General features: G+C 48.6%; 18 protein-coding genes and 1 pseudogene. 18 read left to right on the plus strand and 1 reads right to left on the minus strand.

What is annotated here, in order from left to right; translation table 11 throughout:
* Nucleotides 1-121: 121 nt before the first annotated feature.
* The 18 genes and pseudogenes from ACTNBK_RS11235 to ACTNBK_RS11320 all read left to right on the plus strand — a co-directional run.
* Nucleotides 122-4,564: pseudogene (locus tag ACTNBK_RS11235) on the plus strand (SNF2-related protein); the annotation flags it as partial.
* Complete coding sequence (locus ACTNBK_RS11240) at nucleotides 4,561-4,893, plus strand: plasmid mobilization protein (RefSeq protein ID WP_117963949.1); 333 nt, start codon at nucleotides 4,561-4,563, stop codon at nucleotides 4,891-4,893. The pseudogene ACTNBK_RS11235 and the gene ACTNBK_RS11240, both read left to right, overlap by 4 nt.
* A 151-nt stretch (nucleotides 4,894-5,044) precedes the next feature.
* A complete protein-coding gene (locus tag ACTNBK_RS11245; protein ID WP_117963948.1) occupies nucleotides 5,045-5,350 on the plus strand; it encodes a hypothetical protein in 306 nt (101 codons plus the stop codon).
* Between the two features lie 16 nt (nucleotides 5,351-5,366).
* The gene (locus ACTNBK_RS11250) at nucleotides 5,367-5,636 is read left to right on the plus strand and encodes a protein BART-1 (protein WP_215696707.1); all 270 of its coding nucleotides are present in this window, start codon (nucleotides 5,367-5,369) and stop codon (nucleotides 5,634-5,636) included.
* Between the two features lie 59 nt (nucleotides 5,637-5,695).
* Nucleotides 5,696-7,159, plus strand: a complete 1,464-nt coding sequence (locus ACTNBK_RS11255) for a relaxase/mobilization nuclease domain-containing protein (protein ID WP_441146125.1) — start codon at nucleotides 5,696-5,698, stop codon at nucleotides 7,157-7,159.
* Between the two features lie 177 nt (nucleotides 7,160-7,336).
* Complete coding sequence (locus ACTNBK_RS11260) at nucleotides 7,337-8,353, plus strand: O-acetyl-ADP-ribose deacetylase (RefSeq protein ID WP_441146127.1); 1,017 nt, start codon at nucleotides 7,337-7,339, stop codon at nucleotides 8,351-8,353.
* 109 nt (nucleotides 8,354-8,462) lie between these two features.
* On the plus strand, nucleotides 8,463-9,122 hold the full coding sequence (locus ACTNBK_RS11265) for a vWA domain-containing protein (protein ID WP_441146129.1): 660 nt from the start codon (nucleotides 8,463-8,465) through the stop codon (nucleotides 9,120-9,122).
* A gap of 309 nt (nucleotides 9,123-9,431) precedes the next feature.
* Nucleotides 9,432-9,659, plus strand: coding sequence for a DNA-binding protein (locus ACTNBK_RS11270; protein WP_441146131.1), 228 nt, complete (start codon nucleotides 9,432-9,434; stop codon nucleotides 9,657-9,659).
* Nucleotides 9,640-10,248, plus strand: coding sequence for a DUF1819 family protein (locus ACTNBK_RS11275; RefSeq protein WP_101871401.1), 609 nt, complete (start codon nucleotides 9,640-9,642; stop codon nucleotides 10,246-10,248). The genes ACTNBK_RS11270 and ACTNBK_RS11275 overlap by 20 nt, the downstream gene beginning before the upstream one ends.
* Before the next feature lies 1 nt (nucleotide 10,249).
* A complete protein-coding gene (locus tag ACTNBK_RS11280; RefSeq protein WP_005929853.1) occupies nucleotides 10,250-10,825 on the plus strand; it encodes a DUF1788 domain-containing protein in 576 nt (191 codons plus the stop codon).
* Nucleotides 10,826-10,843: 18 nt separating this feature from the next.
* Nucleotides 10,844-14,497 carry a BREX system P-loop protein BrxC gene (gene brxC, locus ACTNBK_RS11285; RefSeq protein WP_441146134.1) on the plus strand — a complete coding sequence of 1,218 codons (3,654 nt, stop codon included), beginning with the start codon at nucleotides 10,844-10,846 and terminating at the stop codon, nucleotides 14,495-14,497.
* 20 nt (nucleotides 14,498-14,517) lie between these two features.
* On the plus strand, nucleotides 14,518-18,114 hold the full coding sequence (pglX, locus tag ACTNBK_RS11290) for a BREX-1 system adenine-specific DNA-methyltransferase PglX (protein ID WP_441146136.1): 3,597 nt from the start codon (nucleotides 14,518-14,520) through the stop codon (nucleotides 18,112-18,114).
* A 21-nt stretch (nucleotides 18,115-18,135) separates the two neighbouring features.
* On the plus strand, nucleotides 18,136-18,618 hold the full coding sequence (locus ACTNBK_RS11295; protein ID WP_013274275.1) for a DUF3990 domain-containing protein: 483 nt from the start codon (nucleotides 18,136-18,138) through the stop codon (nucleotides 18,616-18,618).
* Entirely contained in the window at nucleotides 18,615-18,854 is a 240-nt protein-coding gene (locus ACTNBK_RS11300; protein WP_005539002.1) for a hypothetical protein, read from the plus strand. The genes ACTNBK_RS11295 and ACTNBK_RS11300 overlap by 4 nt, the downstream gene beginning before the upstream one ends.
* Before the next feature lie 3 nt (nucleotides 18,855-18,857).
* Complete coding sequence (locus ACTNBK_RS11305) at nucleotides 18,858-19,079, plus strand: DUF3791 domain-containing protein (protein WP_013274273.1); 222 nt, start codon at nucleotides 18,858-18,860, stop codon at nucleotides 19,077-19,079.
* A gap of 54 nt (nucleotides 19,080-19,133) precedes the next feature.
* A complete protein-coding gene (pglZ, locus tag ACTNBK_RS11310; RefSeq protein WP_441146139.1) occupies nucleotides 19,134-21,656 on the plus strand; it encodes a BREX-1 system phosphatase PglZ type A in 2,523 nt (840 codons plus the stop codon).
* A gap of 23 nt (nucleotides 21,657-21,679) precedes the next feature.
* Nucleotides 21,680-23,800 carry a protease Lon-related BREX system protein BrxL gene (gene brxL, locus ACTNBK_RS11315; protein ID WP_441146141.1) on the plus strand — a complete coding sequence of 707 codons (2,121 nt, stop codon included), beginning with the start codon at nucleotides 21,680-21,682 and terminating at the stop codon, nucleotides 23,798-23,800.
* Between the two features lie 58 nt (nucleotides 23,801-23,858).
* On the plus strand, nucleotides 23,859-24,242 hold the full coding sequence (locus ACTNBK_RS11320; protein ID WP_441146143.1) for a GTP pyrophosphokinase: 384 nt from the start codon (nucleotides 23,859-23,861) through the stop codon (nucleotides 24,240-24,242).
* A 246-nt stretch (nucleotides 24,243-24,488) separates the two neighbouring features.
* On the opposite strand, the gene istB is transcribed toward ACTNBK_RS11320, so the two are convergent.
* A complete protein-coding gene (gene istB, locus ACTNBK_RS11325; RefSeq protein WP_016146601.1) occupies nucleotides 24,489-25,223 on the minus strand; it encodes an IS21-like element helper ATPase IstB in 735 nt (244 codons plus the stop codon).
* Nucleotides 25,224-25,360: the final 137 nt, after the last annotated feature.

Here is a 25,360-nt window from a genome sequence, read left to right on the forward strand (position 1 = left end):
CGAGCAGGTCATGATCCATGCCCAGCGCCCGGACGCAACCGCCTGTGCGGAGTTCGACGTCTGGAACAATACGATGCGCCGGTATGTGCGGCGCGGTTCTAAGGGCATCGCGCTCATCGATATGCTGCCGGATTCCATGCTGGGAAGCAGACTGTATGGTGTGGAACTGGATTCCATCACCGGGCGCATTGCGCAAAAGCTGTATCCGCAGGCAGAAATCAAGGTGGCAGGCTTTGAAACCACCGACCGGCGCGACTTCTATGATCTGGCCGTGGGCAATGTGCCCTTTGGCAACTACCGTGTCAGCGATAAGCCCTATGATAAACTCGGATTTTCTATCCACAACTATTTCTTTGCCAAGGCATTGGATCAGGTTCGTCCCGGTGGCATCGTGGCCTTTGTTACCAGCCGCTACACGATGGATTCCAAGAATCCGGACGCGCGAAAGTATCTGGCGCAACGGGCAGAACTGCTGGGAGCCATTCGACTTCCTAACAACGCATTCCGTGCCAATGCCGGTACAGATGTAGTGTCGGATATCATTTTTCTGCAAAAGAGAGACCATCCCATTGATATCGAACCGGATTGGGTGCATCTGGGGCTGATATCGGAGGGTATTACCCTCAACAGCTATTTTGTTGACCACCCGGAAATGGTGCTGGGTGAGATTACAACGGAAAGTACCCAGTACGGCAAGGAAGAATGTACGGTCATTCCGATTCCGGATGAGGATCTGGGAGACCAGCTGCATGAGGCGGTGCAGCACATCGGCGGTCACTATGAAGCACAGGAGCTGGCACCGGAGGAGGAGTTGTCCTTGCAGGGCGAAACTATTCCGGCAGACCCCAATGTCAAGAACTTCTCCTATGCCGTAGTGGATGGGGATGTCTACTTCCGTGAGAACAGCATCATGCGGAAGGCTGACCTTTCTGCGACAGCCACCGGCAGGATCAAAGGCATGGTGGAGCTTCGCACCATTGTGCAGGAACTGATCGACTATCAGCTGAACGATTACCCGGAGGAAGCGATTGCCCAGAAACAGCGGGAACTGAATGTAGCCTATGACCGATTCGCCGATCAGTATGGGCTTATCAACTCCCGTGCAAATGCGCAGGCTTTTTCAGAAGATTCGTCTTATTATCTGCTCTGCTCTCTGGAAAATGTAGATGAAAACGGCAGGCTGGAATCCAAGGCGGATATGTTCACCAAACGGACGATTCGACCGGAACGGGCTGTTACCAGCGTAGATACTCCGGCAGAGGCTCTGGCAATCTCCATCGGAGAGCGCGGCAAAGTGGATTTGCCCTATATGTCGGAGCTTTTAGGTACACCGGGAGAATTTGAAAAAATCCAGCAGGAACTGCATGGTGTCATTTTCAAAGACCCGATGACGCAGGGCGGCGAGGAAACCGGCTGGGTGACGGCTGATGAATATCTGTCCGGCAATGTCCGGGAAAAACTCCGCGTGGCAGAACTGGCTGCGGCTTCTGACCCTGCCTTTGCGGTAAACACGGAATATTTGAAGAAAGCACAGCCGAAAGACCTGGATGCGTCGGAGATTGATGTGCGCCTTGGTGCCACATGGGTCAATCGGGATTATATCCAGCAGTTTATGGAAGAAACCTTTGAACCGCCGTTCTATCTGCGCAGAAATATTGAAGTGAAATTCTCTCCCATGACGGCAGAATGGCAGATCACCGGTAAGAGTACACCGAGCCGGAATGATGTTCATGCCTATATGACCTACGGCACCAGCCGTGCCAATGCCTATCGAATTCTGGAGGATACGCTGAATCTGCGGGATATTCGTATTTACGATACCGTGGAGGATGCAGACGGCAAGCAGAAGCGGGTTCTGAATAAAAAGGAGACCACCCTCGCCCAGCAGAAACAGCAGGCCATTAAGGATGCGTTCCAGAACTGGGTGTGGAAAGACCCTTATCGCCGTGCGGACCTGGTGGAAAAGTATAACGAGCTGTTCAACAGTACCCGTCCTCGTGAGTACGATGGCTCCCACATCCGCTTTGGCGGCATGAATCCGGAAATCCGGCTGCGGGAACACCAGCAGAATGCCATTGCTCATGTGCTGTACGGTGGCAATACACTGCTGGCCCACGAAGTGGGTGCCGGTAAGACTTTCGAGATGGCCGCTTCTGCTATGGAGGCAAAACGGCTGGGACTGTGCCAGAAATCCATGTTTGTCGTTCCGAATCATTTGACCCTTCAGTGGGCAAACGAGTTTCTGCGCCTGTATCCGAGTGCAAAACTGCTGGTGGCAAGCAAAAAGGACTTTGAAACGGCCCGCAGAAAGAAGTTCTGCGCACGAATTGCTACTGGTGATTACGATGCAGTCATCATCGGGCATTCCCAGTTTGAGAAAATTCCGGTGTCCGCAGAACGGCAGGAGCGGATTTTGACTGCCCAGATTGATGAAATCGAAAACGCCATTGCTGAGATGAAATCCCAGAATGGCGAACGTTTCTCCATCAAACAGATGGAAAAGACCCGGAAAGGATTGGAGGCGAGATTGGAGAAACTCCGGGCAACCGACCGAAAAGACGATGTGATTACCTTTGAGCAGCTGGGCGTAGACCGACTGTTTGTAGACGAAGCACATGCCTTTAAGAATCTGTTCCTCTACACAAAAATGCGCAATGTTGCAGGCTTGTCCACATCGGAAGCGCAGAAATCTTCGGATATGTTTATGAAGTGCCAATATATGGACGAGTTGACAGGCGGGCGCGGCATCATTTTTGCGACCGGCACCCCGGTTAGCAACAGCATGACGGAGCTTTACACCATGATGCGGTATCTCCAGTACGGCACGTTGCAGCAGAAAGGGCTGACCCATTTCGACAGCTGGGCTTCTACCTTTGGTGAGACCACCACAGCCATTGAGCTGGCACCGGAAGGAACCGGATACCGGGCAAGAACAAGATTTGCAAAATTCTTCAACCTGCCGGAGCTGATGAATATGTTCAAGGAAGTGGCAGATATCAAGACTTCCGATCAGCTGCATTTGCCGGTGCCGGAGGCAAAATTTGAAACCGTGGTGGTGCAGCCTTCGGAGCATCAGCAGGCGATGGTGGCGGAGCTTTCGGAACGGGCGGCGGCTGTGCATTCCGGTGTGGTAGACCCGTCGGTCGATAACATGCTGAAAATCACATCGGATGGCAGAAAGCTGGGACTGGATCAGCGATTGATGAATCCGCTCCTGCCGGATGACCCAAATAGCAAGCTCAACGCCTGTGTGCGGAATGTGCTTCGGATTTATGAGGAAGGACAGTCGGATAAGCTGACCCAGTTACTGTTCTGCGACCTCAGCACGCCGAAGAACGATGGAACCTTCAATGTCTATGAGGATATCCGCGCCAAACTCATCCAGTCCGGCGTACCGGAGGAAGAAATCGCATTTATCCATGATGCTGATACCGAGGCAAAAAAGAAGGATCTGTTTGCCAAAGTCCGTACTGGGCAGGTGCGGGTGTTGTTAGGTTCGACACAGAAGATGGGCGCAGGCACGAACGTGCAGGACAGGCTGGTGGCCGTGCATCATCTGGATGTAGGTTGGCGGCCTGCGGACATGACCCAGCGAAATGGACGTATCATCCGTCAGGGCAACCGAAACAAAGAGGTGCAGGTTTATCAGTATGTGACGGAAGGAACCTTTGATGCCTACCTCTATCAGACACTGGAGAATAAGCAGAAGTTTATCAGTCAGATCATGACCAGCAAATCTCCGGTTCGTTCCTGTGATGATGTGGATGAACAGGCACTTTCCTATGCGGAGATCAAAGCACTTTGTGCAGGAGACCCGCAGATCAAGGAAAAAATGGACTTGGATGTAGATGTTGCAAGGCTGAAAGTATTGAAGGCAGACCATCAGAGTCAGCAGTACCGATTGGAGGATAAGCTGATGAAATATTTTCCAGCTGAGATTGAGAAAACGCAGGGGTTCATCAAGGGCTTTCAGTCGGATATCCGGACGGTGGCGGCACATCCGCTGCCGGAAGAGGGGTTCTGCGGCATGGAGGTGAATGGCGCGCAATTTACTGAAAAAGCCGAGGCCGGTGAAGCAATCCTCGCAATCTGTAAAGCCAATCAGAGTCTGGAGCCGGTACCGCTTGGCAGTTATCGAGGTTTCAAGATGGAACTGGCATTTGACAGCTTCCAGAAAGAGTATCAGGTACTGCTGAAAGGCGAGATGACCCACCGGGTACCCATCGGCACCAGTGCTGCGGGTAATATCCAGCGTCTGGACAATGCTCTTGCCGGGATTCCTGCAAGATTGGAAAAGGCAGAACAGCAGTTGGACAGTCTTAGGAGCCAGCAGGAAGCTGCGCAGGCCGAGCTTGGAAAACCGTTTCCCCAGGAGGCAGAACTGGCAGAGAAGAGCGCAAGACTGGCAGAACTGGACGCACTGCTGAATATGGATGACCGTGGAAATGATGATCCTGACCGTGAGAATACAACAGAAAAGCCGTCTGTCCTGGCAGAGCTGCGTGACCGTGCAGGGCGCATTCCGCCGATGACACATCGGGATGATGAGGAGGTGGCACTATGAGTGTTCGGGAACACTGGATCAATGTCCGGGTAAACCCGGAAGAGCTGGCGAGGATTCGTGAAAAGCAGAAGGAATTGGGGATTCGCAATACCGGTGCCTATATGAGAAAGATGGCGATGGACGGGTACTGCGTAAATCTTGATTTGTCGGATGTGGCGCAGGTATCCATCCTTCTTCGCCGATGCAGCAACAACCTGAATCAGTACGCAAAACGCGCCAATGAATCTGGAAGCATCTATGCGGAGGATATCCGGGATTTGCAGAGACGGCTGGATGAACTCTGGGAGATGCAGAAGCTGATCCTGAAGAGGCTTTCTGGTATTCGCTGACGGCGCAAATGTGCGGGATTTCTACAGCACATGGCACAGATGAAACTGTCTGTGCCGTTACATATTTTTTGGTCTACCTGTTGACATCGTGGTGTTTGGCAAGCAGGTACGATAAAATGAAGATGAAAAGAAAAACGAAGGGGTGAAATCCATGAAGATCGTATGTTTTTTGTTGAAGCTGGTGCTGAAAATCCTGTTGCTGCCGGTTGCGTTTCTGCTGCGATTTCTATGCTTTATCTGGAATCTGCTGATGCAGCTATCCCTGTGGGTGCTTTCGCCGGTTATGCTGTTCGTTCTTGGCTGCGGCATCTATTCGGTGGTTCGGGCGAGCTGGACGGATGTGTTCCTGCTGACCCTGATTGAGATGGGGTTGTTCGCAGCTGCGGTTGGTGCGGGTGGCATTATGGAACTGATGGAGCGGCTATGTGAGCGTGTAGAGGATGTTTTGACAATTTGAGTTCAGGAGGGATTTGATGGAGATTCAGTTTATGAAAGATTATTATGATTTACGATACGAGGAAACAGATGGAGAGAATCATTTTGTGGATGAGACTGCTTATCAGGAAAAACAGTCTGAGCAATCGAAGATGGAAGACCAGCTGATGGAAATGGTGGGCGGCAGCGAATCTAATGTGTGGAAGCTTTATGAAAGCATCATGTGCATCTATTTCGACATGGAAGAAATCATCAAGCAGGCCGTTTATTTGCAGGGAGCTTATGACCGAGAACGGATGTTAAAATGAGAATAGTGAATTGGTAAGAGCTGCCTTCGGGTAGCTCTTTTTAGATGGAGGAATAAGGAATGGCGGCTACAAGACTAATTGCGCTGCATATCAATAAAGGAAAGACGGTAGCGCAGTGTCTGGCTGACCGTACTGATTATTCTGAGAATGCAGCAAAGACGGAAGATGGAAAATACATTAGCGCGTATGCCTGTGACGCAAAGACCTGTGATGAAGAATTTCTGCTTTCTAAACGGCAGTATGAGCATATCACCGGTAGAACCCAGGCGCATGATGTGATTGCATATCAGATTCGGCAATCCTTTAAGCCCGGAGAAATCACGCCGGAGGAGGCGAACAAGGTCGGGTATGAGACAGCCATGCGATTCACCAAGGGAAAACACGCATTTATCGTGGCTACCCATGTTGATCGCGCGCACATTCATAACCACATTATTTTTAATTCAACTACATTAGACTGCACCAGAAAATTCCGAGATTTTCGCTTATCCGGTCTTGCGCTGGCAAGGCTCAGTGATATCGTCTGCCTGGAACACCGGTTGTCGGTCATTGTCCGAAAGCCCTACGGGGAGCGGAAGAAGAGAACGGAATACCCGGAGAAAAAGTCGCAGCGGGATGAAATCTGTGAGGCCATTGATGCAGCATTGGAAAGAAAGCCAAAAGACTTCCAGGAACTGATTGGAATTTTGCAGGAAGCAGGGTACGAGTATAAAGATGGAAAACAGCCTGCCTTGCGGGGGAAAGGCCACGCCAGATTTGCTCGTTTCCGTTCTCTTGGTAAAGGATATTCGGTTGAAGAACTCTGTGGAGTGATTGCCGGGAATGCGGTTCACAAAAGCAAATTTGCAGAGAAAACCCGCACAAGCGCACGGTCAGCACAGGTGCATCAGAAGGCGGAGCTGTCGTTCCTGATTGATGTCCGTGCCAAAATGCAGGCGGGCAAAGGCGCGGGATATGCGCGTTGGGCGAAAGTCTTTAATCTGAAGCAGATGGCGAAAGCTATGATGTTCATGGAAGAGCATGGAATCAAGAGCTATGCAGAGCTGAAAGAAAAAGCAGATGGGATTTCTGAAAAATGCGATGCGCTGCTGGAATCTGTAAAGGCAGATGAGGCACGGATGTCGGAAGTGTCGGTGCTGCGGAAGCATCTAATCAATTATGCCAAGACAAAAGATGTTTTTGCCGCGTATAAAGCATCCGGCTACAATCGAGAGTTCTATGAAGCCCATCGAGATATGCTGGTCTTACGCAGCGCAGCGAAAAAGGCATTTGATGCCTATAAGAAAGAGAACGGTTCTGACAAAAAGCTCCCGCGCATCAGCGAGCTGAACACAGAGTATGCGATACTTCTGGAACGAAAGAAAAGCTCCTATGCAGAGTATCGCAAGACCAAATCGGAAATGCAGGATTGGCTTGTGGCACAGAAGATTGTGCAGGAAATCCTGAAAGAGGACGAACAGAAGAAAGAGCAGCTGCATGAGCAGGAAGTGCGGCAGGAAGAAAATAAAGAGAATAGTAGATGATGGAATGTCCGGTGCAGTGTGGGGGTAATGCTCATGCTGCACCGGGCTTTTTTTGTGTGAAAAAATATTTGTGATGATGTTGCTTATTGATTGCTCTTGACTTGAATTTTGTATCTCAACATAAAAGAAGTTATAATACAGATAGAAAGTTAAATTGATGAATGGGAGGTATGCTTTGTGCCCTTACAGATTATTAGGAACGATATTACAAAAATGAGCGTTGACGCAATCGTCAATGCGGCTAACACGTCTCTTTTGGGCGGCGGCGGTGTAGACGGCTGCATTCATCGTGCCGCCGGACCGGAGCTGCTTGCAGACTGCAGTATGCTACATGGCTGCGAGACCGGCAGCGCAAAAATCACAAAGGGGTACCGTTTACCCTGCAAATATGTGATCCATGCAGTCGGCCCGCGTTGGCGGGATGGCAAGCATCGGGAACAGGAGCTTCTGGAATCCTGCTATCGGACATCTTTGAACTTGGCAAAAGAAAATGGTTGTCAGTCGATGGCCTTTCCGCTGATTTCCTCCGGCATTTACGGCTATCCGAAAGACCAGGCTCTGAAGGTTGCAGTCGATACCATCAGTACATTCCTGCTGGAAAATGAGATGATGGTCTACATCGTTATCTTTGACCGAAAGGCATATCAAATTAGCGGAAAACTGTTTGCTGATATCGCGGCGTACATAGATGACCGGTATGTGGAGGAACATACCGACAGACGGGCAGAACAGAGGCGGCGGCTCGAAGTATTGTCAGAGGAATCCTGTTTTGAAGCTGCACCTGCCCCGCTGCCGTCCGAAGCAATCTGTAAATCTTGCAGCAGTCAATCCTTGGAAGAGGCACTGGGAGAGATTGATGAGAGTTTTTCGGAAATGCTGCTGCGGAAGATTGACGAAAGCGGCATGACGGATGCCCAGTGCTACAAGAAGGCAAACATTGACCGGAAGCTCTTCTCGAAGATCCGTTCGGATAAATTCTATAAGCCATCCAAACCTACGGTGCTGGCATTTGCCCTGGCTTTGGAACTGCCGCTTGCCCAGATGCAGGAGATGCTGGGTAAGGCAGGATTTACCCTTTCCCATTCGAGCAAATTCGATATCATTGTAGAATATTTTGTCGAACGGGGAAACTACAATGTGTATGAAATCAACGAGGCACTGTTTGCTTTTGACCAGAGTCTGATCGGAGCATAAGGACAAAGAAATGTCGCTTTCCATGCGACCACTCCACAAAAGAAAATCGCTATACTATGGCTGTAAGGTACGAAACCGAGCAGCCATAATCTTTTGGGAGGACAAGTGTATGAGAAAGAATTTAACAGAGATCGTTTTTATCTTAGACCGCAGCGGTTCCATGAGCGGACTGGAACGGGACACCATCGGCGGATTCAATTCTATGATTGAGCAGCAGAAAAAAACAGAGGGCGAAGCGCTGATCTCAACGGTACTGTTTGACAATGTGAGCGAAGTCCTGCACGACCGTGTAAATGTAAGGGACATCCGACCAATGATTGACCGTGATTACACGGTTCGCGGATGCACAGCACTCTTGGATGCCATCGGCGGTGCGATTCATCACATTGGAAATGTTCATAAGTACGCAAGACCGGAGGATGTGCCGGAACACACCATGTTTGTAATCACTACGGACGGAATGGAAAATGCCAGCCGCCGTTACAACAGCGAAAAAGTGAAGCAGATGATCGAGCGGCAGAAAGCAAAATACGGGTGGGAGTTTTTGTTCCTTGGTGCCAATATTGACGCAGTAGAGACCGCAAGCCAGTTCGGAATCGGCGCAGATCGTGCAGTCAACTATCAGTGCGACAGCGAAGGAACTGCGTTGAATTATGAGGTGGTCAGCGAAGCAATCAGCTCTGTCCGGTGCAGTGCCCCACTGAGTGCAGACTGGAAAAAGCGTATAGACGAGGACTACAAAAAGCGTGGAGGCCGCAAGCACAAGTAAATATTTTTGAAGCCGGGGTGATAATTCACTCTGGCTTTTTCTATGGCAGGAACTGCCGTTAAAGCATCCGGAACGGATGCGCAGCCCGATGCCGCAGGCAGCGTTCTATGGGGATTGGGGAATTTCCCCAACAAGCAGAAAATCGCTTTCGTGTCACGAAAGCCCTGCTTGCAGAAGAGTGGATTCTAAAAAAATCGTTCAAAATTTGGAAGAACTTTCGATTGATTTTGTTCGTTTCTTGGAGTAGAATATAAATGAGAAATTTTAACTTGCTGCGAGTGACTTTAGACATCGAAAAAGAGGTTCCGTATGGATTTCATGACGATTAAGCAGGCTTCTGAAAAATGGGGCATCTGCACAAGGAGAGTACAGACATTATGCACAGAAGGGCGAATTGATGGTGCCGAGCGTTTAGGCCATCAGTGGGTCATTCCTATTAACGCCGAAAAGCCGAAGGATGCCAGAATCAAAAGCGGCAGATACATTAAAACAAAATCCGGAAATGGAGAGAACGAAAATGGAAAGAAAACCGTATAGTGCTGGAGCCGTGAAATTTTCGTTCTGGTTCATGGAATTTCGGAAAACCGTGCAGCTTTTGAGCGAGGGTAAGAGCTTTGCAGATATTAAAAAGTTGAATGAAGAGACAAACATCTATGGTGCACCGACAAAACTACGAGCGCAGCAGATTTATTCTACCGTAACAGCCCGTATCAAGACATTAGATGAAAGCTTTTATCCAATCTTTCTGAGCAGTGATCTTGCTACACAAAAATTATTTGTGCTGACTGCGGCTCTTTTGCATGACACGCTGTTCTTTGATTTTGTGTATGAAGTAGTGCGGGAAAAAATGATTCTTGGTTCCGATGAGCTGACGGATGCAGATATCCGGATATTTTTCAAAAATAAGCAGGAACAGAGTGAGAAAGTGGCTTCTCTTCAAGACTATACGCTGCGCCGTCTCGGTTCCTGCTATAAGACACAGCTTTATGAAGCAGGACTTTTAGAAAGCAACCAGGCAAACAGCACAAGAAAAATACTGAAGCCAATTCTTGATATTGCATTTGAGCATTGGCTTTATGACCATGACCTTGGCATCATGGTAAAAACACTGACGGGGGTAAGATGAAATGGATTTAAGCCAAAGACTGGACGAGATGGAGCTTGCAATCCATAAGCCGTCTTTCCGAAAAGGAACAGGCCGCGCAAATGAGGTCAACTATTGGGTGTTTGATTATCCACCGGAAAAGGAACTGGAAGTTCGGGAGCGTGTAGAGTATCTGAAAAATAAGAACGACCGGGGCGATGATGATTTTGAGCTTGTGGTCTTTGACCTGTATGATATCATCATTGACTTTTTGGAAAAGAAAAACTTTATGGAAAAGTGCTATGACTTTGAAAAAAAGCGAGGAATCGAGCGTATCGTCAAGGCAGTGACCAACTCCATGAAGGTGAATGACGATGACAGCCTGATCGTGCAATATATCAAAGAACATACGCCGGAGAATGCAGTTGTGTTCCTGACCGGTATCGGCAAGTGCTATCCGATTTTGCGCTCCCACAAGGTGCTTAACAACTTGCACCAAGCGTTTGTGCGCTGCCCGGTCGTGATGTTCTTTCCGGGAACCTATAATGAGCAGGAGCTGATCCTGTTCAATGAGATTAAAGACGATAACTATTACCGGGCATTCCGACTGGTAAAGTAATGGATGGAGGAAACAGTTATGCAGATCAAGGACATGTTCCGAAAGAAAATTGACCGTGAGATACAGGGCGTTATCATTGTCGGTCAGGGTGAAGAAACAAATGTAGCGCAGGAGCTGGAAGAGTATGTTGTGACCCGTGAGCTTCAGCGTCATTTTGCGGATTTCTTTGCAGCATATAAAAAAGGTATTCAGGGAACCACACCGAAAATGGGTGTCTGGATTTCCGGCTTCTTTGGAAGTGGTAAATCTCATTTCCTGAAAATCCTGTCCTATCTGCTTCAGAATAAACAGGTCGGAGACAAACATGCCATCGACTACTTCATTGAGGATCAGAAGATTACCAATCAGATGGTGCTGGCAGATATGCAGCTGGCAGCAAACGCCCCATCGGACGTAATTCTTTTCAACATTGATTCCAAAAGCGATTCGAATGGCAAAGAAAATAAAGATGCCATTGTGAACGTATTCCTGAAGGTCTTCAATGAGATGCAGGGCTTCTGCGGTTCCATGCCGCACCTTGCCGACCTGGAGCGCAGGCTTTCCGAGGAAGGTCGTTTTGAAGAGTTTAAGGAAAAGTTTGAAGAAGAGTATGGAGATCCGTGGGAAAGCTCTCGCCAGGACTTCGATTTCATTCAGGATTCCGTTGTCGATGTTCTTTCTGACATGGATTTCATGAGCGAATCGGCTGCTCGTAACTGGTGTGAGAAAGCAACCGAGGGCTACCAGATCAGTATTGAGGATTTCGCCAAGCGTGTAAAGTCCTATATTGAGAAAAAAGGTAACAACCACCATGTGGTTTTCCTTGTAGATGAGATTGGCCAGTACATTGGTGATGATTCCAAACTGATGCTGAACCTTCAGACAGTGACGGAAGAACTGGGCAAGGAATGCATGGGCAAGGCTTGGGTAATCGTAACGAGCCAGCAGGATATCGACTCCATTACCAAGGTGAAGGGTAACGACTTCTCCAAGATTCAAGGACGTTTCGATACACGTCTTTCTTTGTCCTCTGCCAATGTGGACGCTGTTATCAAAAAGCGTATTCTGGATAAGACCGAGACAGCAGCACAGAGCCTGCGTCTGCTCTATGACCAGAAAGCAACCATCATCAAAAATCTGATTGTCTTCAACGACGGCGTGGAGAAAAAACTGTACGCCAACGCAGAAGACTTTGCAGAGGTTTATCCTTTTGTTCCATACCAGTTTAATTTGCTTGCCAGCGTGCTGACCAGCATCCGTACCCACGGTGCATCCGGCAAGCACCTGTCCGAAGGTGAACGTTCCATGCTGGCTCTGTTCAAAGAATCTGCCATGCAGCTGATGGACGATGAGATGGGGGCAATCGTGCCGTTCTATCGGTTCTATGATGCATTGGAGAACTTCCTCGACCACAGCCACAGCAGCGTGATCATTCGCGCTTATGACAACAGCTACATCAACCCGGAAAAGAAGGAAAAAGATGTCTTTGCCATCAATGTGTTGAAGACCCTTTTCCTGATTAAATATGTTCTGGAGATTGAAGCCAATGTGGACAACATCGTCAGCCTGATGATTACCAGCATTGACGATGATCGTATTTCTTTAAAGGCACAGGTGGAGGATGCACTGAAAGTGCTGATGCGCCAGATGCTGATCCAGAAGAATGGCTCCATCTATGTATTCCTGACCGATGAGGAACAGGAAATCAACAACGAAATCGAAAAAGAAAATGTGGAGATGCCGGAGGTCATCACGAAGATTGCGGAGATGATCTATGAGGACATTTTCTCCAGCAAGAAGTATCAGTATCCAAGCTTTGGTGGACGGTATGCGTTCTCCTTCAATCAGACAGTGGATGACCGCCCCTATAAGGCAAACCAGAATTACGATATCGGCCTCCGTGTGTTGACCCCGTGGTATGAGGGTGGCACCGATGATGGTACGTTGCGCCTACTCTCTGGCCAGGGCAAGGAAGTCCTTGTGGTTCTGCCGAATGATGATGCGTTCCTGACGGAAATGCGAGCATACTTAAAAATTGAGCGGTTCCTGCGCAAGAATACCTCTGTGCAGCTTGCCAAGTATGAGACCATTAAGGAGGCAAAGCGCGTGGAGATGCGGGAACGCAACGGTAACGCCAAGCTTTACCTGACGGAAGCTCTGAAAGAGGCTACCATCTATGTCAATGGCGATGTGCTGCACACTTCCGGCAAGGAAGTGACCAGCCGCATCAACGAGGCAATCGGAAGATTGGTGCAGACGGTTTACCACAAGCTGTCCTACATCGACGCAGCGATGGGCGAAGCAGACATCCGGAAGATGTTCAAGACCAGCAATCAGCTGTCGCTGGCACTGGGAGATACCGGAGAATCCAATGTCCACGCGCTGGATGATGTGCTGCAATTCGTGGCAGGTAACTCCCGGATGCACATGAAAACTTCTATGAAAACGATCAAGGATCGCTTTATGAAAGCACCCTATGGCTTTGTGGAAGATGACATCCATTGGCTGGTGGCACGTCTCTTTAAGCGTGGAGATCTGTCCTTTACGGTCAATGGTGAGAGTGTCAATCTGAACAACCGCTCCGAAGAAGAAATCATCGGCTACATCACGAAGAAGCAGTTCGTGGATAAGTTGCTGACGGAAGTGCGCGTCCGTGTGCCGGAAAACCAGAAAAAGGCCGTCCGCACCGTGATGAAAGAGCTGTTCAAGGTGGCACCGCCTGCCGATGACGAAGATACCATCATGAAGAACTTCCAGCATTACTGCGAGAATCGAATCACTGAGATTGAGCGGCTGGAACCGAAATATGAGAATTACGCCTATCCAGGAAAGGAACTTCTGGAAAAGGGCAAGAAGCGGCTTTCCGCACTGGTGCAGATTCAGGCACCGCTGGAATTCTTTAAGACTGTATTTGACGAGCAGGACGATCTGATGGATTTTGGCGAGGACTATGAGCCTATCCGTGATTTCTTTGGCAGTGAGCAGCTGACCATCTTCACCCGTGCGCTGGATATGCTGAATATCTACGAGGACAGCAAGACCTACATCGTGGATGCAGAACTGGAAGACGTGGTGACCAAGATGCGTACCATCGTCCGGATGGCGAAGCCCTACAAGGAGATTCCGAAGCTGCCGGAGCTGCGCGAGAAGTTTATGAACTGTTATATGCGCATTCTGGAAGAGCAGGCAGAGCCGGTCAAGGATTCCATCAATCAGGATCGGAACCGCGTCTTTGAAGTGCTGAACACCAAGCCTTATAAGGATGCAAGGTTTAACCGTTATCTGGAACTGTTTAAGGAGATCATGGACGGTGCGGAGCACTGCAACAATGTCTCCACTCTGCGTAGCTATGCAGATAAGGCAGAAGCACTGAAGCTGCGCCTGCTCAATGAGATGAACGCAGAGGATATCCGTCTTGTGCAGGAAGCTGCGGCAAAGGCCGAGGCAGAGCGCAAGCGTCAGGAAGAAGAGGCGAAAAAACGCGGCGAGACCGTGAAACCGGCAGAAAAGGTCGCAGAACCGCAGCTGGTATATAAGGTGCGCACCACGAAGAATGTTTCCATCAAGACGGTTGCCAAGACTGCATCGTGGCGGTTGGAGAGTAAGGACGACGTTGATAAATACCTTGCCGCATTGCGTGAAAATCTGCTGAAAGAGATGGACGAAGATACAATCGTCAACATTGAACTATAAATGACAGGAGGATTGGCTCCATGAACAAGACAGCCATAAAGAATTTTGCGATTTGGGCGCGGAATAAGCTGATTGCAGATGTTAGCTATGATGCCCGCCTGATCGGTATTACGGAGGACGGTATTGCCAAGCCGCTGCCGCAGAGCTTCGGCGGCACTCAGTTCTTCGATATCGGCACCGCAGAACCGTATTCGATTTCCGGTGAGGCCGTGCGCCAGCGTGACAAGCTGATAGAGGTCATCCAGCAGAAGGAAAAGGATACCGACTACAAAACCGCATATCAGTATGTGATCGAGGAGGTTGCCTATACATGGTTTAACCGCCTGATCGCCATCCGTTTCATGGAGGTCAATGACTATCTGCCTTCCCATATTCGAGTGCTTTCTTCCGAGAGCGGAAAGCTGGAGCCGGATCTGGTCACAACGCCGTTTGACGCAGAGCTGCCCTTTACTGCGGAGGAAGAAGCTCTGATTTTCCAGCTGAAGCAGGACAACGAGCTGGACGAGGTGTTCCGTATCCTGTTCCTGAAGCAGTGCAACGCCTTGAACGAGATTCTGCCGGCTCTGTTTGAAAAGACAAAGAACTACACCGAGCTGTTGCTCAGCCTGTCCGTCATTGACCAGGATGGTGTGGTTTATCATCTGATCCACGATATCCCGGAGGATGACTTCAACATCGAGCGCGGTGGTCAGGTGGAGATCATCGGCTGGCTGTACCAGTATTACAACACTGAACCGAAGGCCGCTGCCTTTGCCAAAAGCGGCAAGATCACCAAAGAGGAAATCCCTGCTGTAACCCAGCTGTTCACCCCGGACTGGATCGTCCGCTACATGGTGGAGAACAGCCTGGGTCGTCTGTGGGTAGAAGGACACCCGGAGTGCGGCCTGAAAGAAAACTGGAAATACTATCTGGAAGAGGCACAGCAGGAGCCGGAAGTGCAGGCAAAACTGGCAGAAATTCGTAAAGAGTACGCCGCACTGAATCCGGAAGACATCAAGCTTATCGACCCCTGCATGGGTTCCGGCCATATCCTGGTATATGCCTTTGATGTGCTGATGCAGATTTACGAGAGTGCCGGTTACAGCCAGCGTGATGCTGCGAAGAGCATTCTGGAACATAACATCTACGGTCTGGATATTGATGACCGTGCCTATCAGTTGGCGTACTTTGCCGTGATGATGAAAGCACGGCAGTACAACCGCCGTATCTTAAACGGTGAGAACACCTGCCATGTCTATGCCATTCAGGAGAGCAACAGCATTAACCGTGCGCACCTGAAGTATTTCGGCGCAGGGATGGACGATATTGAGAAGAACGCCGCCAAGATGCAGCTGGAAGGTCTGCTGGACACCCTGACCGATGCCAAGGAATACGGCTCTATCCCGAATGTGGAGAGCTATAACTGGGATTTGCTGCGCCGGTTTGCGGCAGCGGAGGATACCGACGGCCAGATCAGTATGGACAGCGTGGGCGTGGAAGATACCGCCGAGCAGCTGAATCGGCTCATTGATATTGGCGAGACAATGGCACGGAAGCATTGGGTTACCTGTACGAATCCGCCCTATGCTGGAACCAGTAACCTGAGCGCAAAGGTCAATAATTTTGTCAAAAAGAATTACCCCGACAGCAAGGCTGACCTGTTTGCCGTGTTTATTGAGCGTTGCCGTCAGATGACTGTAAATAATGGTTTTCAGGCAATGATCACCCAACATAGCTGGATGTTCTTGTCCAGCTTTGAAAAGTTGCGGGAAAAGATGATGCTGACAGAAACTGTTAATATGGCGCATCTTGGCGCAAGAGCCTTTGAGGAAATTGGCGGTGAGGTGGTGCAGACCACAGCCTTTGTGCGCTGTGCAAACCATGTGGATGGTTATAAGGGCACTTACTGTCGCTTGATTGAACCTACTTCTCAGCAGGGGAAAGAAGATATGTTCCTTGATGGAAAGAATAGGTATATTACAAATCAAAATAGCTTCAGAATAATTCCTGGAGAGCCAATAGCATATTGGGCAAGTGATACAATTTTGAAGTGCTTTTTAAATAGAGACGCTCTCGATGTAAAATACATGATGAGAGAAGGAATTCACACTGCGGATAATGAGCGTTTTTTGCGGCTGTGGAGTGAAGTTAACTCGAATACGATTGTACAAAATGCAGCCTCTTATAAGGACATCGACAAATATGGTCGATGGGTACCCTACAATAAGGGGGGAGCGTACAGAAAATGGTTTGGAAATAATGATTGGGTTATTGGTTTTGATTCAGTATACAGAGAGAAAATGGCGATGCTAAAGGGGCATGTTCGCCCTAGTGAGGGAATTTATTTTAGAGAAGGTGGAACATGGACAGCAGTTACTATGGGGGGATTTGGCATAAGATACTACCCCTCTGGATTTTTGTTTGATGCTGGCGGTCAAGTTGCTGTGGGCCCCAATATTATTTCCTGCATTGCCTACTTGAATTCTAAATTGTTTGGCGAAATCGCAAAGTTAACTATGCCAACAATAAATTATAAATGCGGTGTTATTAAGACATTGCCTGATTTATGTGTTGGTGATAATGCGATAATAGAAAAGGCCAAAAACAATATTGAACTTTCAAAATGCGATTGGAATGCGTTTGAAACTTCGTTGGGTTTTAAGAAGCACCCACTGCTCCGTAATGTTTCCACGATTTCCGAAGCCCTTGCTCAGTGGCAGGCAGAATGCGGTGACCGTTTTAATCAGCTGAAAGTCAACGAGGAAGAACTGAACCGCATTTTTATTGACATTTACGGCTTGCAGGATGAGTTGACCCCAGAAGTGGAAGATAAAGATGTGACTGTACGCAAGGCTGACTTGCAGCGGGATATCAAGAGTCTGCTCAGCTACGCCGTGGGTTGTATGTTTGGTCGTTACTCGCTGGATGTGGAAGGATTGGCCTATGCAGGCGGCGAGTGGGATAGCAGCAAATACCAGAGCTATATTCCGGATGCCGACAATGTTATCCCCATCACCGATGAAGAATATCTGGACGATGATATTGTATCGCGCCTGTGTGCATGGCTGAAAGCAGTGTACGGTGCTGATACTCTGGAAGCAAACCTCGATTATATCGCAAAAGCCCTCGGCAATAAGGGCAGCACCAGCCGGGAGATCATCCGCAATTACTTCCTGAACGACTTCTTCAAGGATCACTGCCAGACTTACTCTGTCACTGGTTCTGGCAAGCGTCCGATCTACTGGCTGTTTGACAGCGGCAAACAGAACGGTTTCAAGGCACTGGTTTACCTGCATCGCTATACGCCGGATACCATCGGTAACCTGCGTATCGACTACCTGCACAAGATGCAGCGCGTATATGAATCCGAGATCAACCGGATGCAGGATATGATGGATCATAGCGGGAATGCCCGCGAGGTGGCAGCAGCCTCTAAGCGCAAAGATAAACTTGCCAAGCAGCTGAAGGAATGCCGGGAATACGATGAGAAGATCAGCCATCTGGCACTTTCCCGTATCGAGCTTGACCTCGATGACGGCGTAAAGGTCAACTATCGTAAGCTCCAGACCGCCCAGGACGGCAAGTTCTATGAGGTGCTGGCAGACAGCAAGAATATCATGGTGAAGGAAAAGAAATAAGAGGAACAGGAGGCGTTTGCAATGATTTTGTACCACGGAAGCAATGTTATCGTAGAACAGCCGAAACTTATCCGGCAAAATCGCTATCTGGACTTCGGTTTTGGATTTTATACCACCACCAACCGCGATCAGGCAGTGAACTTCGCTCAAAAGGTCACTGACCGCCGCAAAACAGGAGCTGCTACGCTGAATATTTATTCCGTAGAGGAAGCAGTGGCTTTCAAGGAGTGCAGTTTGCTGCGCTTTGACAGCCCAGATGAAGCGTGGCTGGATTTTGTAGCTGAGAACCGTCAGGGAACCTATCAGGGAAAGCAGCATGACCTGATTTATGGTGCTGTGGCAAATGACGATGTGTACCGCACCATTACCCTGTATATGACCGGAGTGTTGGATAAGGAACAAACACTGGCGGCACTCAAGATTCGGAAATTGTTCAACCAGCTGGTGTTTGCAACTGAGAAGTCTCTGCAATACTTGCATTTTGAAGGGAGGGAGCTTGTATGAACGAAGATCAGTTCAGCGCAATGCTTGCAATCATTGTGCCGCCCATCATCGAACAGATTACAAAAAACAGCAATGTGGATGATGAAAAGGCGATTTCCCGCTTTTATCAGTCCAAGCTCTATCAGGAGCTTTCGGATGAAAAATCAAAATTGTGGCATTACAGCCCGATGACGCTGTATACCATGTATCAAGATGAACTTCTGACAGGCTCCTATGATTACCCAGAGGAGGCGTAAGCGATGAGCAAAGAATCCAATTTCTTGATTTATTGCATGGAGCGGTACCGTCATTTCAAAGGGCTTTCTGGTGCGGATGTGGCAAAGACCTTTGAAGAGTATGGCATCTATGGGTATATCACAAAATATTTTGAATCACTGCACACAATGGGGGATCATTGCATCGTGCAGGATATTGACGATTATATTAGCAGCATCACAGGCAATAAACGGATCAAGGCGTAACTGCCTGTATGATATTCCCCAAAGGGCGGAATCTATCAAGTAAAGGAAATTGATATGGCAGAATTGAACCTGAAACAAATTATAGACCGCCTGAATGCGGAATTTACCGGGGAGACCCGGAAACTGGTTTTCTGGTACGATGACAAGGCAGAATTTGCAGAGGATATGGAGACAGCGGAGCTTCAGAATGCGAAGATCTACCATCTCCAGCCAGATAACCAGTTCTATACAAAGTATTTTCTGGAGCGTGTGGATAAGACCACGAATTATCTGATCTATGCACCGTTTCCGAAACCGGATGTAAGGGACAACCATCTGGAAGACACAATGCTGTATTCCAGACGGTTCTTTGCCGACCGTGCTTCCCTCCTGTCGGTTGACCTCGGTATTGAGGAAAAGTACAAGCCGGTTATTGAGAAGCACATCAAGTTTTTCGCCAATAAAGAGCGTACTCAACGGTTCTATGATCTGGAAATCGAGAACTTTAATGAAGAAAATATCCTTGTCGGTCTGCTGAGTGCAGTCTGCAAGGCGCGTACCTGCTCTTTTGAGGAAGTCGTGCGCATCGTGTTGACGGATGGCGAGCTGGTGGACAATGCTTTCTTGCAGGAGTTTGAAAAATACGACCTGCTGTCTGCGTTCTGGCAGCTCTGTGAGCAGCATTTCGGATACACCGATACAAAACCGAGTTTGGAACGGCTTTTGGTAACATTGTTCGTTACTTATACTGGGCGATATGTGCAGGCAGAGCTTCCGGAAGCATGGAAGAGTTTTGTCTCCTACAAGTCTGGCAATATCATCGCATTCCTCGATAGCCTGATGAACAGCGTCCTGTACCGGGACAAATACGATGCTCTGTCAGCGCACGTTGCCAAAGGGCTGAATGTTCTTTCGGCATTTGCAGGAATGCGAGTGGACGATTTGGTGGAGTGCGACACTTTCCTTGCCGTGGATCAGGTGTTGGTAAAGTGGCTCATTGGCAGACTTGTTTCGGAAGATATCGGCGCAATCGTAAACGGATTTACCATTCCGGAACTCTGTGAAAAACGGGCTAAAATGCACTTTGGAAGAAAAACCGGGAAGACGTATCAGCTGCTTTTTAGTGCGTACAACATGGTGAAGGAAGCGGATTACCATGCCGCAGATGGCTTAAAGCCAATTATCGACCGATATCTTGCTGCGGATTACAATATGGATCAGCAGTATCGAAAATTCTACTATTATTACGACCAGCTGGAGAGCACGGAAAGCTTTGAGCCGCTTCGGGAACTGGTGGAAAATATCTACACGAACGAATATCTGGCTTGCCTGCTCCCTGCCTGGAATGCTGGAATCCAGCAGGATACCGCATTTTCGGTAATTCCGTTGCAGCGGGATTTTTACAATGCCAATCTGCGATATACCAAAGAACGCACCGTGGTCATCATTTCGGATGCCATGCGTTACGAGGTAGGACAGGAGTTGTTTGCCAGAATGCAGGATGACCCGAAATGCACGGCAAAACTTTCTGTACAGTTGAGTGTTCTTCCGTCTTATACGAGGCTCGGTATGGCAGCACTTTTGCCGCATAAGACACTGGAAATGACGGATGATTCTCAGGTACTGGCAGATGGTATCCTTTGCGATAATCTGGCAGGTCGGCAGCAGGTGTTGCAAAGCTATAACCCGGATAGTGTCTGTGTACAGTTCGATGATATCAAAAATTTGAAAGTGGCAGAGCTGCGAGATGTGCTGACAAAACGACAGATTATCTATGTATATCATAATCAGATCGACGCGCGTGGAGACAAGGCAAATACCGAGGATGAGGTATTTCATGCGTGTGAGGAAGCCGTTCAGGAAATTATGGATCTGATTCATAGAATCTCCGTCAGCGGCAACACCTATCATTTTATCGTCACTGCCGATCATGGCTTTATTTACAAGCGTGATAAGCTGACAGAAAGTGACAAGATTTCCGGGAAAAGCGCGGACAAAGCATTTGTCAATCGCAGATTTATTGTTTCCAAGGCGGCACTGGAAGATGACGGCATCGACCATATGAGCATGGGACGCGTTCTGGGGAATGAGGACAGCAAGGTGGTGTCCTATCCAGTCAGCAGCAATGTCTTTAAGGTGGCCGGAGGCGGTGCTAACTATGTGCATGGCGGTTCCTCACCGCAGGAAATGCTGGTGCCAGTGCTGGAGTTTAAGATGGAGCGCGGTCATATGGAAACAAAGAATGCAGAGATTGCTCTGGTCAGCATTGTCCATAAGATTACGAACCTGATCACGTCCATGGACTTTATTCAGTCGGATGCCGTTAGCGATACTGTAAAAGCTGCAAAATACCGCATTTTCTTCCTCTCGGAAGACAATGAGAAAATCTCGAACGAAAACAGTTATGTGGCGGACAGTCGTGAGGAAAATGCGCAGAAGCGTATCTTCCGGATGCGGTTCACATTCAAGAATAAGAAATACGACAAGGACAAGCAGTATTACCTTGTGGTTTATGACGAAGAAAGCGGTCTGGAGCAGTGGAGGCAGCCTGTCATCATGGACATTGCCTTTGCAGATGACTTTGGATTCGGATTCTGATACAGAGGAGGCAGGAATTCCGTATGGAAATGATGGATATGGCGGTAGACGATACCCGTGAAGAACTGCGTCGAAAGCTGCGCAGCAACTTTGACGGTCGGATCGTCCGCAAAGACCTGACAAAGAAAATAAAAGAAGGAGCGAATGTTCCGGTCTATGTGCTGGAGTTCCTGCTGGGTCAGTATTGTAGTTCAGACGATGAGACAATCATTGAGCAGGGCGTTCAGAATGTAAAACGCATTCTGGCAGATAATTTTGTCCGCCCGGATGAGGCTCAGAAAATTCTCTCACAACTGCGCAAGAACGGGAGCCATACCATTATTGATATGGTGACAGTACATCTCGACATCAAAAAGGATTGCTTTTTTGCAGAGTTCTCTAACCTTGGTCTCACCAATGTGCCGATTACGGATGATTATCCGGAAAAATATGACCGGCTGCTTTGCGGCGGTATCTGGTGCATCGTGCAGCTGGAATATGAGTCTGAGGGAGACAGCAGCTTTGGAATCACGGATATAGATGGACAGCCGATTTCCTCTAAACAGAAAAAGCAGAAGGACATCTCTCCCATCAGCATTCATAAGCTGACTCCGATTCAGATGCCCCATATCGACATTGAAGAAGTTCGAGAGGGACGCAAGGCATTCACACAGGAAGAGTGGATGGATGTTATGCTGCGTTCCTGCGGATATGAGCCGGAACAGCTGAATAATCGGGAAAAGTGGCTGCTGCTTGCGCGTATGTTACCGCTGGTGGAGAACAACTTCAATCTCTGTGAGTTGGGGCCGCGCAGCACAGGAAAGTCCCATATCTATAAAGAAATCAGCCCGAACAGTATCCTGGTATCCGGTGGTCAGACGACCGTTGCAAATCTGTTTTACAATATGGGGCGCAAAACCGTAGGTTTGGTAGGCTTATGGGACTGTGTTGCCTTTGATGAGGTTGCCGGAATCAAGTTTAAGGACAAAGACGGCATTCAGATTATGAAAGACTATATGGCTTCCGGCTCCTTTGCCCGTGGCAAAGAGGAAAAGGCAGCATCGGCATCTATGGTCTTTGTAGGAAACATCAATCAGAGCGTGGATGTGTTGCTTAAGACTTCCTCTCTGTTTGACCCGTTCCCGCCGGAGATGGGAACGGACACCGCCTTTCTTGATCGTCTGCATTGCTACATTCCAGGCTGGGAGATTCCGAAGTTCCGTCCGGAGCATTTTACCAATGATTACGGCTTTATCACGGATTATCTGGCAGAGTTTATCCGAGAACTGCGGAAGGAACAGTATGGTGATGCGTTAGATAAGTATTTCCGCCTTGGAAAGAACCTGAACCAGCGCGATACGATTGCTGTCCGCAAGATTGTAGGCGGCTATGTGAAATTGCTGTATCCGGATGGGGAGTTCACGAAGGAACAGATTGAAGAAATTCTTGTATTTGCGCTGGAAATGCGCCGTCGCGTCAAGGAGCAGCTGAAAAAACTGGGTGGAATGGAATTCTATGATGTGAACTTCAGCTATATTGATCTTGATACCTTTGAAGAAAAATTTGTTTCCGTGCCAGAGCAGGGCGGCGGCAAACTCATTCCTGATGGTATCTGCAATCCTGGACAGGTATATACCGTAAGTCAGGGTAAGTCCGGTATGATCGGTGTATTCCGCCTCGAAAGCCAGATGCTGCCCGGCAACGGAAAATTTGAACGTACTGGCCTTGGCAGCGACCGTGACTGCAAGGAATCCACGAATACGGCGTTCAATTTCCTGAAAGCTAACGGAAATCGCATCAGTGGCAGCATCAGTACTACGATGCGGGATTACATCATCAACTATCAGGATTTGCAGGGCATTGGCATGACCGGAAAGCTGGCATTGCCTACATTGATTGCACTATGCAGCATCGCTCTTGGACGGCCTACGGTCAGTACACTTGCCGTGCTGGGAGAAATCAGTATTAGCGGCACGATTCTGAAAGTGGACGAGCTTGCCAATAGTTTGCAGGTGTGTCTCGATAGCGGAGCAAAGAAAGTGCTGCTTCCGATTACCAGTGCAGCAGACCTTGGCACCGTGCCGCCGGAGCTGGTGGGTAGTTTTAATCTGATTTTCTACAGCAGCGCGGAAGATGCGGTGTTTAAGGCGTTGGGGGTAGAGTAACAGGTCTCTGAATGAAAGAATGTTTTGAAATCAGGGATGAGGTAGAAAGGAAAGTTCCATGACAAAAGATGAAGTAAAAAAACTCAGGATGGACAGTCCGGAATCACTACAGTTTTTAAATAATGCTACAAAATTTTATAATTTAATGATGATGTATCGTTGTGCTATTCGGGAGATACAAACTAAGCTTGAGGTTTTGGATGATGAATTTTCAGTTGAGAACAATCGAAATCCTATTTCTTTTATAAAAACAAGAATTAAGAAGCCCAATAGTATTTACAATAAACTGCAGAAGATGGGATATGAATTTACAACAGAAAATATACAGACATATCTCAATGATGTAGCAGGCGTTCGAATAGTTTGTGCGTTTATTGACGATATTTATATGATATCAGATTTGATTACCAAACAGGATTGTGTTTGTCAAACGAAAATGTGAGCAAAAGGGCCCCAAAAAAGTGAGCACCTTCAGCACCAGATTTCATGTCGTGAGCAATGTTTTTCCCAAGTACCAAATGCTCACCTTTTGAGTACCCGGAAAGATGAGGGCCTTTTGCAAGAGTGAGTGCCCTGGGGGCCTAATGCTCACATCGGTCCCCCGGAGGCCAAACGCTCGCATCGGTGCCAATAGGGGCCAAGTGCTCACATCGGTGCCCAAAGCCCTTTTGCACTAATTTTGAGTACCCTAAGTGTATGCCCTCTGGCGGTTTAGGGACTGGGTAAGCCGGTAGCTTTCCCCAGAGAAAATCACAATATGGCTGTGGTGGATAAGCCGGTCAACGAGCGCCGCAGTCAGGCGGTTGTCCCCAAAGACAGTGTTCCACTGAGAGAACTCCAGGTTTGAAGTAATAATCAGGCTCTTGCGCTCGTAGCAATCGGAAATCACTTGGAACAGCAGTTCAGCGGCGTCCTTGTGCAGAGGGACGAAACCAATCTCGTCAATCACAACAAGCTCTACCTTTTTCAGCGTACCCAGGTAATTGTTCAAGGTTCCCTTGGTGTTCTTTTCCAGCAGTATGTTTGCCAACTCAGCCGCAGTAAAGAAACGGACACGCCGCCCCTCCTGGCAGGCTTTCAAAGCAATAGCCGTAGCCAGATGGGTCTTTCCCGTCCCAACGCTCCCCATAAAAATCAGGTTCTCTTTTGGGGCAAGGAACTGGAGGTCGGTCATGTATTCCTGTGGCAAGCCGCCAGGAAGTTCAATGGCGGAGTTCCACACAAAATCATCCAGTGTCTTCATCACCCGGAAACCAGCCGTCTTTACCATGCGGTTAATCCGGTTGGTTTCTCGTTCCTGCAATTCCAGTGTCAAGAGATCGGTCACATACTGCTCGGTATTTTCGTAGGGGACGCTCCGCCAGCCTTTCGCCATGCCGCCCAGCTTCACTTGCCGCATGAGCTGTTCAATCTGTTCAGCCATGAGCCTCACCTCCCATCAGGCCATCATAGGCTGAGAGGTTTGGATTGTAGTTCAGCAATGGGGCTCCGGAGAGTTTAAGCGGATCTGGGCGGTACTCCTTCTTGGCAATCATGTAATAACACTGCCGCAGGCTGTCC

The organism is Intestinimonas sp. HCP28S3_D6, from assembly GCF_052065695.1.
In the GTDB taxonomy this organism is placed as follows: Bacteria; Bacillota; Clostridia; order Oscillospirales; family Oscillospiraceae; genus Intestinimonas.

Coding starts and splice junctions, on each gene's coding strand:
- ACTNBK_RS11240 (WP_117963949.1), top strand. CDS start 4,561: ATGAGTGTTCGGGAACACTGGATCAATGTCCGGGTAAACCCGGAAGAG.
- ACTNBK_RS11245 (WP_117963948.1), top strand. CDS start 5,045: ATGAAGATCGTATGTTTTTTGTTGAAGCTGGTGCTGAAAATCCTGTTG.
- ACTNBK_RS11250 (WP_215696707.1), top strand. CDS start 5,367: ATGGAGATTCAGTTTATGAAAGATTATTATGATTTACGATACGAGGAA.
- ACTNBK_RS11255 (WP_441146125.1), top strand. CDS start 5,696: ATGGCGGCTACAAGACTAATTGCGCTGCATATCAATAAAGGAAAGACG.
- ACTNBK_RS11265 (WP_441146129.1), top strand. CDS start 8,463: ATGAGAAAGAATTTAACAGAGATCGTTTTTATCTTAGACCGCAGCGGT.
- ACTNBK_RS11270 (WP_441146131.1), top strand. CDS start 9,432: ATGGATTTCATGACGATTAAGCAGGCTTCTGAAAAATGGGGCATCTGC.
- ACTNBK_RS11275 (WP_101871401.1), top strand. CDS start 9,640: ATGGAAAGAAAACCGTATAGTGCTGGAGCCGTGAAATTTTCGTTCTGG.
- ACTNBK_RS11280 (WP_005929853.1), top strand. CDS start 10,250: ATGGATTTAAGCCAAAGACTGGACGAGATGGAGCTTGCAATCCATAAG.
- brxC (WP_441146134.1), top strand. CDS start 10,844: ATGCAGATCAAGGACATGTTCCGAAAGAAAATTGACCGTGAGATACAG.
- pglX (WP_441146136.1), top strand. CDS start 14,518: ATGAACAAGACAGCCATAAAGAATTTTGCGATTTGGGCGCGGAATAAG.
- ACTNBK_RS11295 (WP_013274275.1), top strand. CDS start 18,136: ATGATTTTGTACCACGGAAGCAATGTTATCGTAGAACAGCCGAAACTT.
- ACTNBK_RS11300 (WP_005539002.1), top strand. CDS start 18,615: ATGAACGAAGATCAGTTCAGCGCAATGCTTGCAATCATTGTGCCGCCC.
- ACTNBK_RS11305 (WP_013274273.1), top strand. CDS start 18,858: ATGAGCAAAGAATCCAATTTCTTGATTTATTGCATGGAGCGGTACCGT.
- pglZ (WP_441146139.1), top strand. CDS start 19,134: ATGGCAGAATTGAACCTGAAACAAATTATAGACCGCCTGAATGCGGAA.
- brxL (WP_441146141.1), top strand. CDS start 21,680: ATGGAAATGATGGATATGGCGGTAGACGATACCCGTGAAGAACTGCGT.
- ACTNBK_RS11320 (WP_441146143.1), top strand. CDS start 23,859: ATGACAAAAGATGAAGTAAAAAAACTCAGGATGGACAGTCCGGAATCA.
- istB (WP_016146601.1), bottom strand. CDS start 25,223: ATGGCTGAACAGATTGAACAGCTCATGCGGCAAGTGAAGCTGGGCGGC.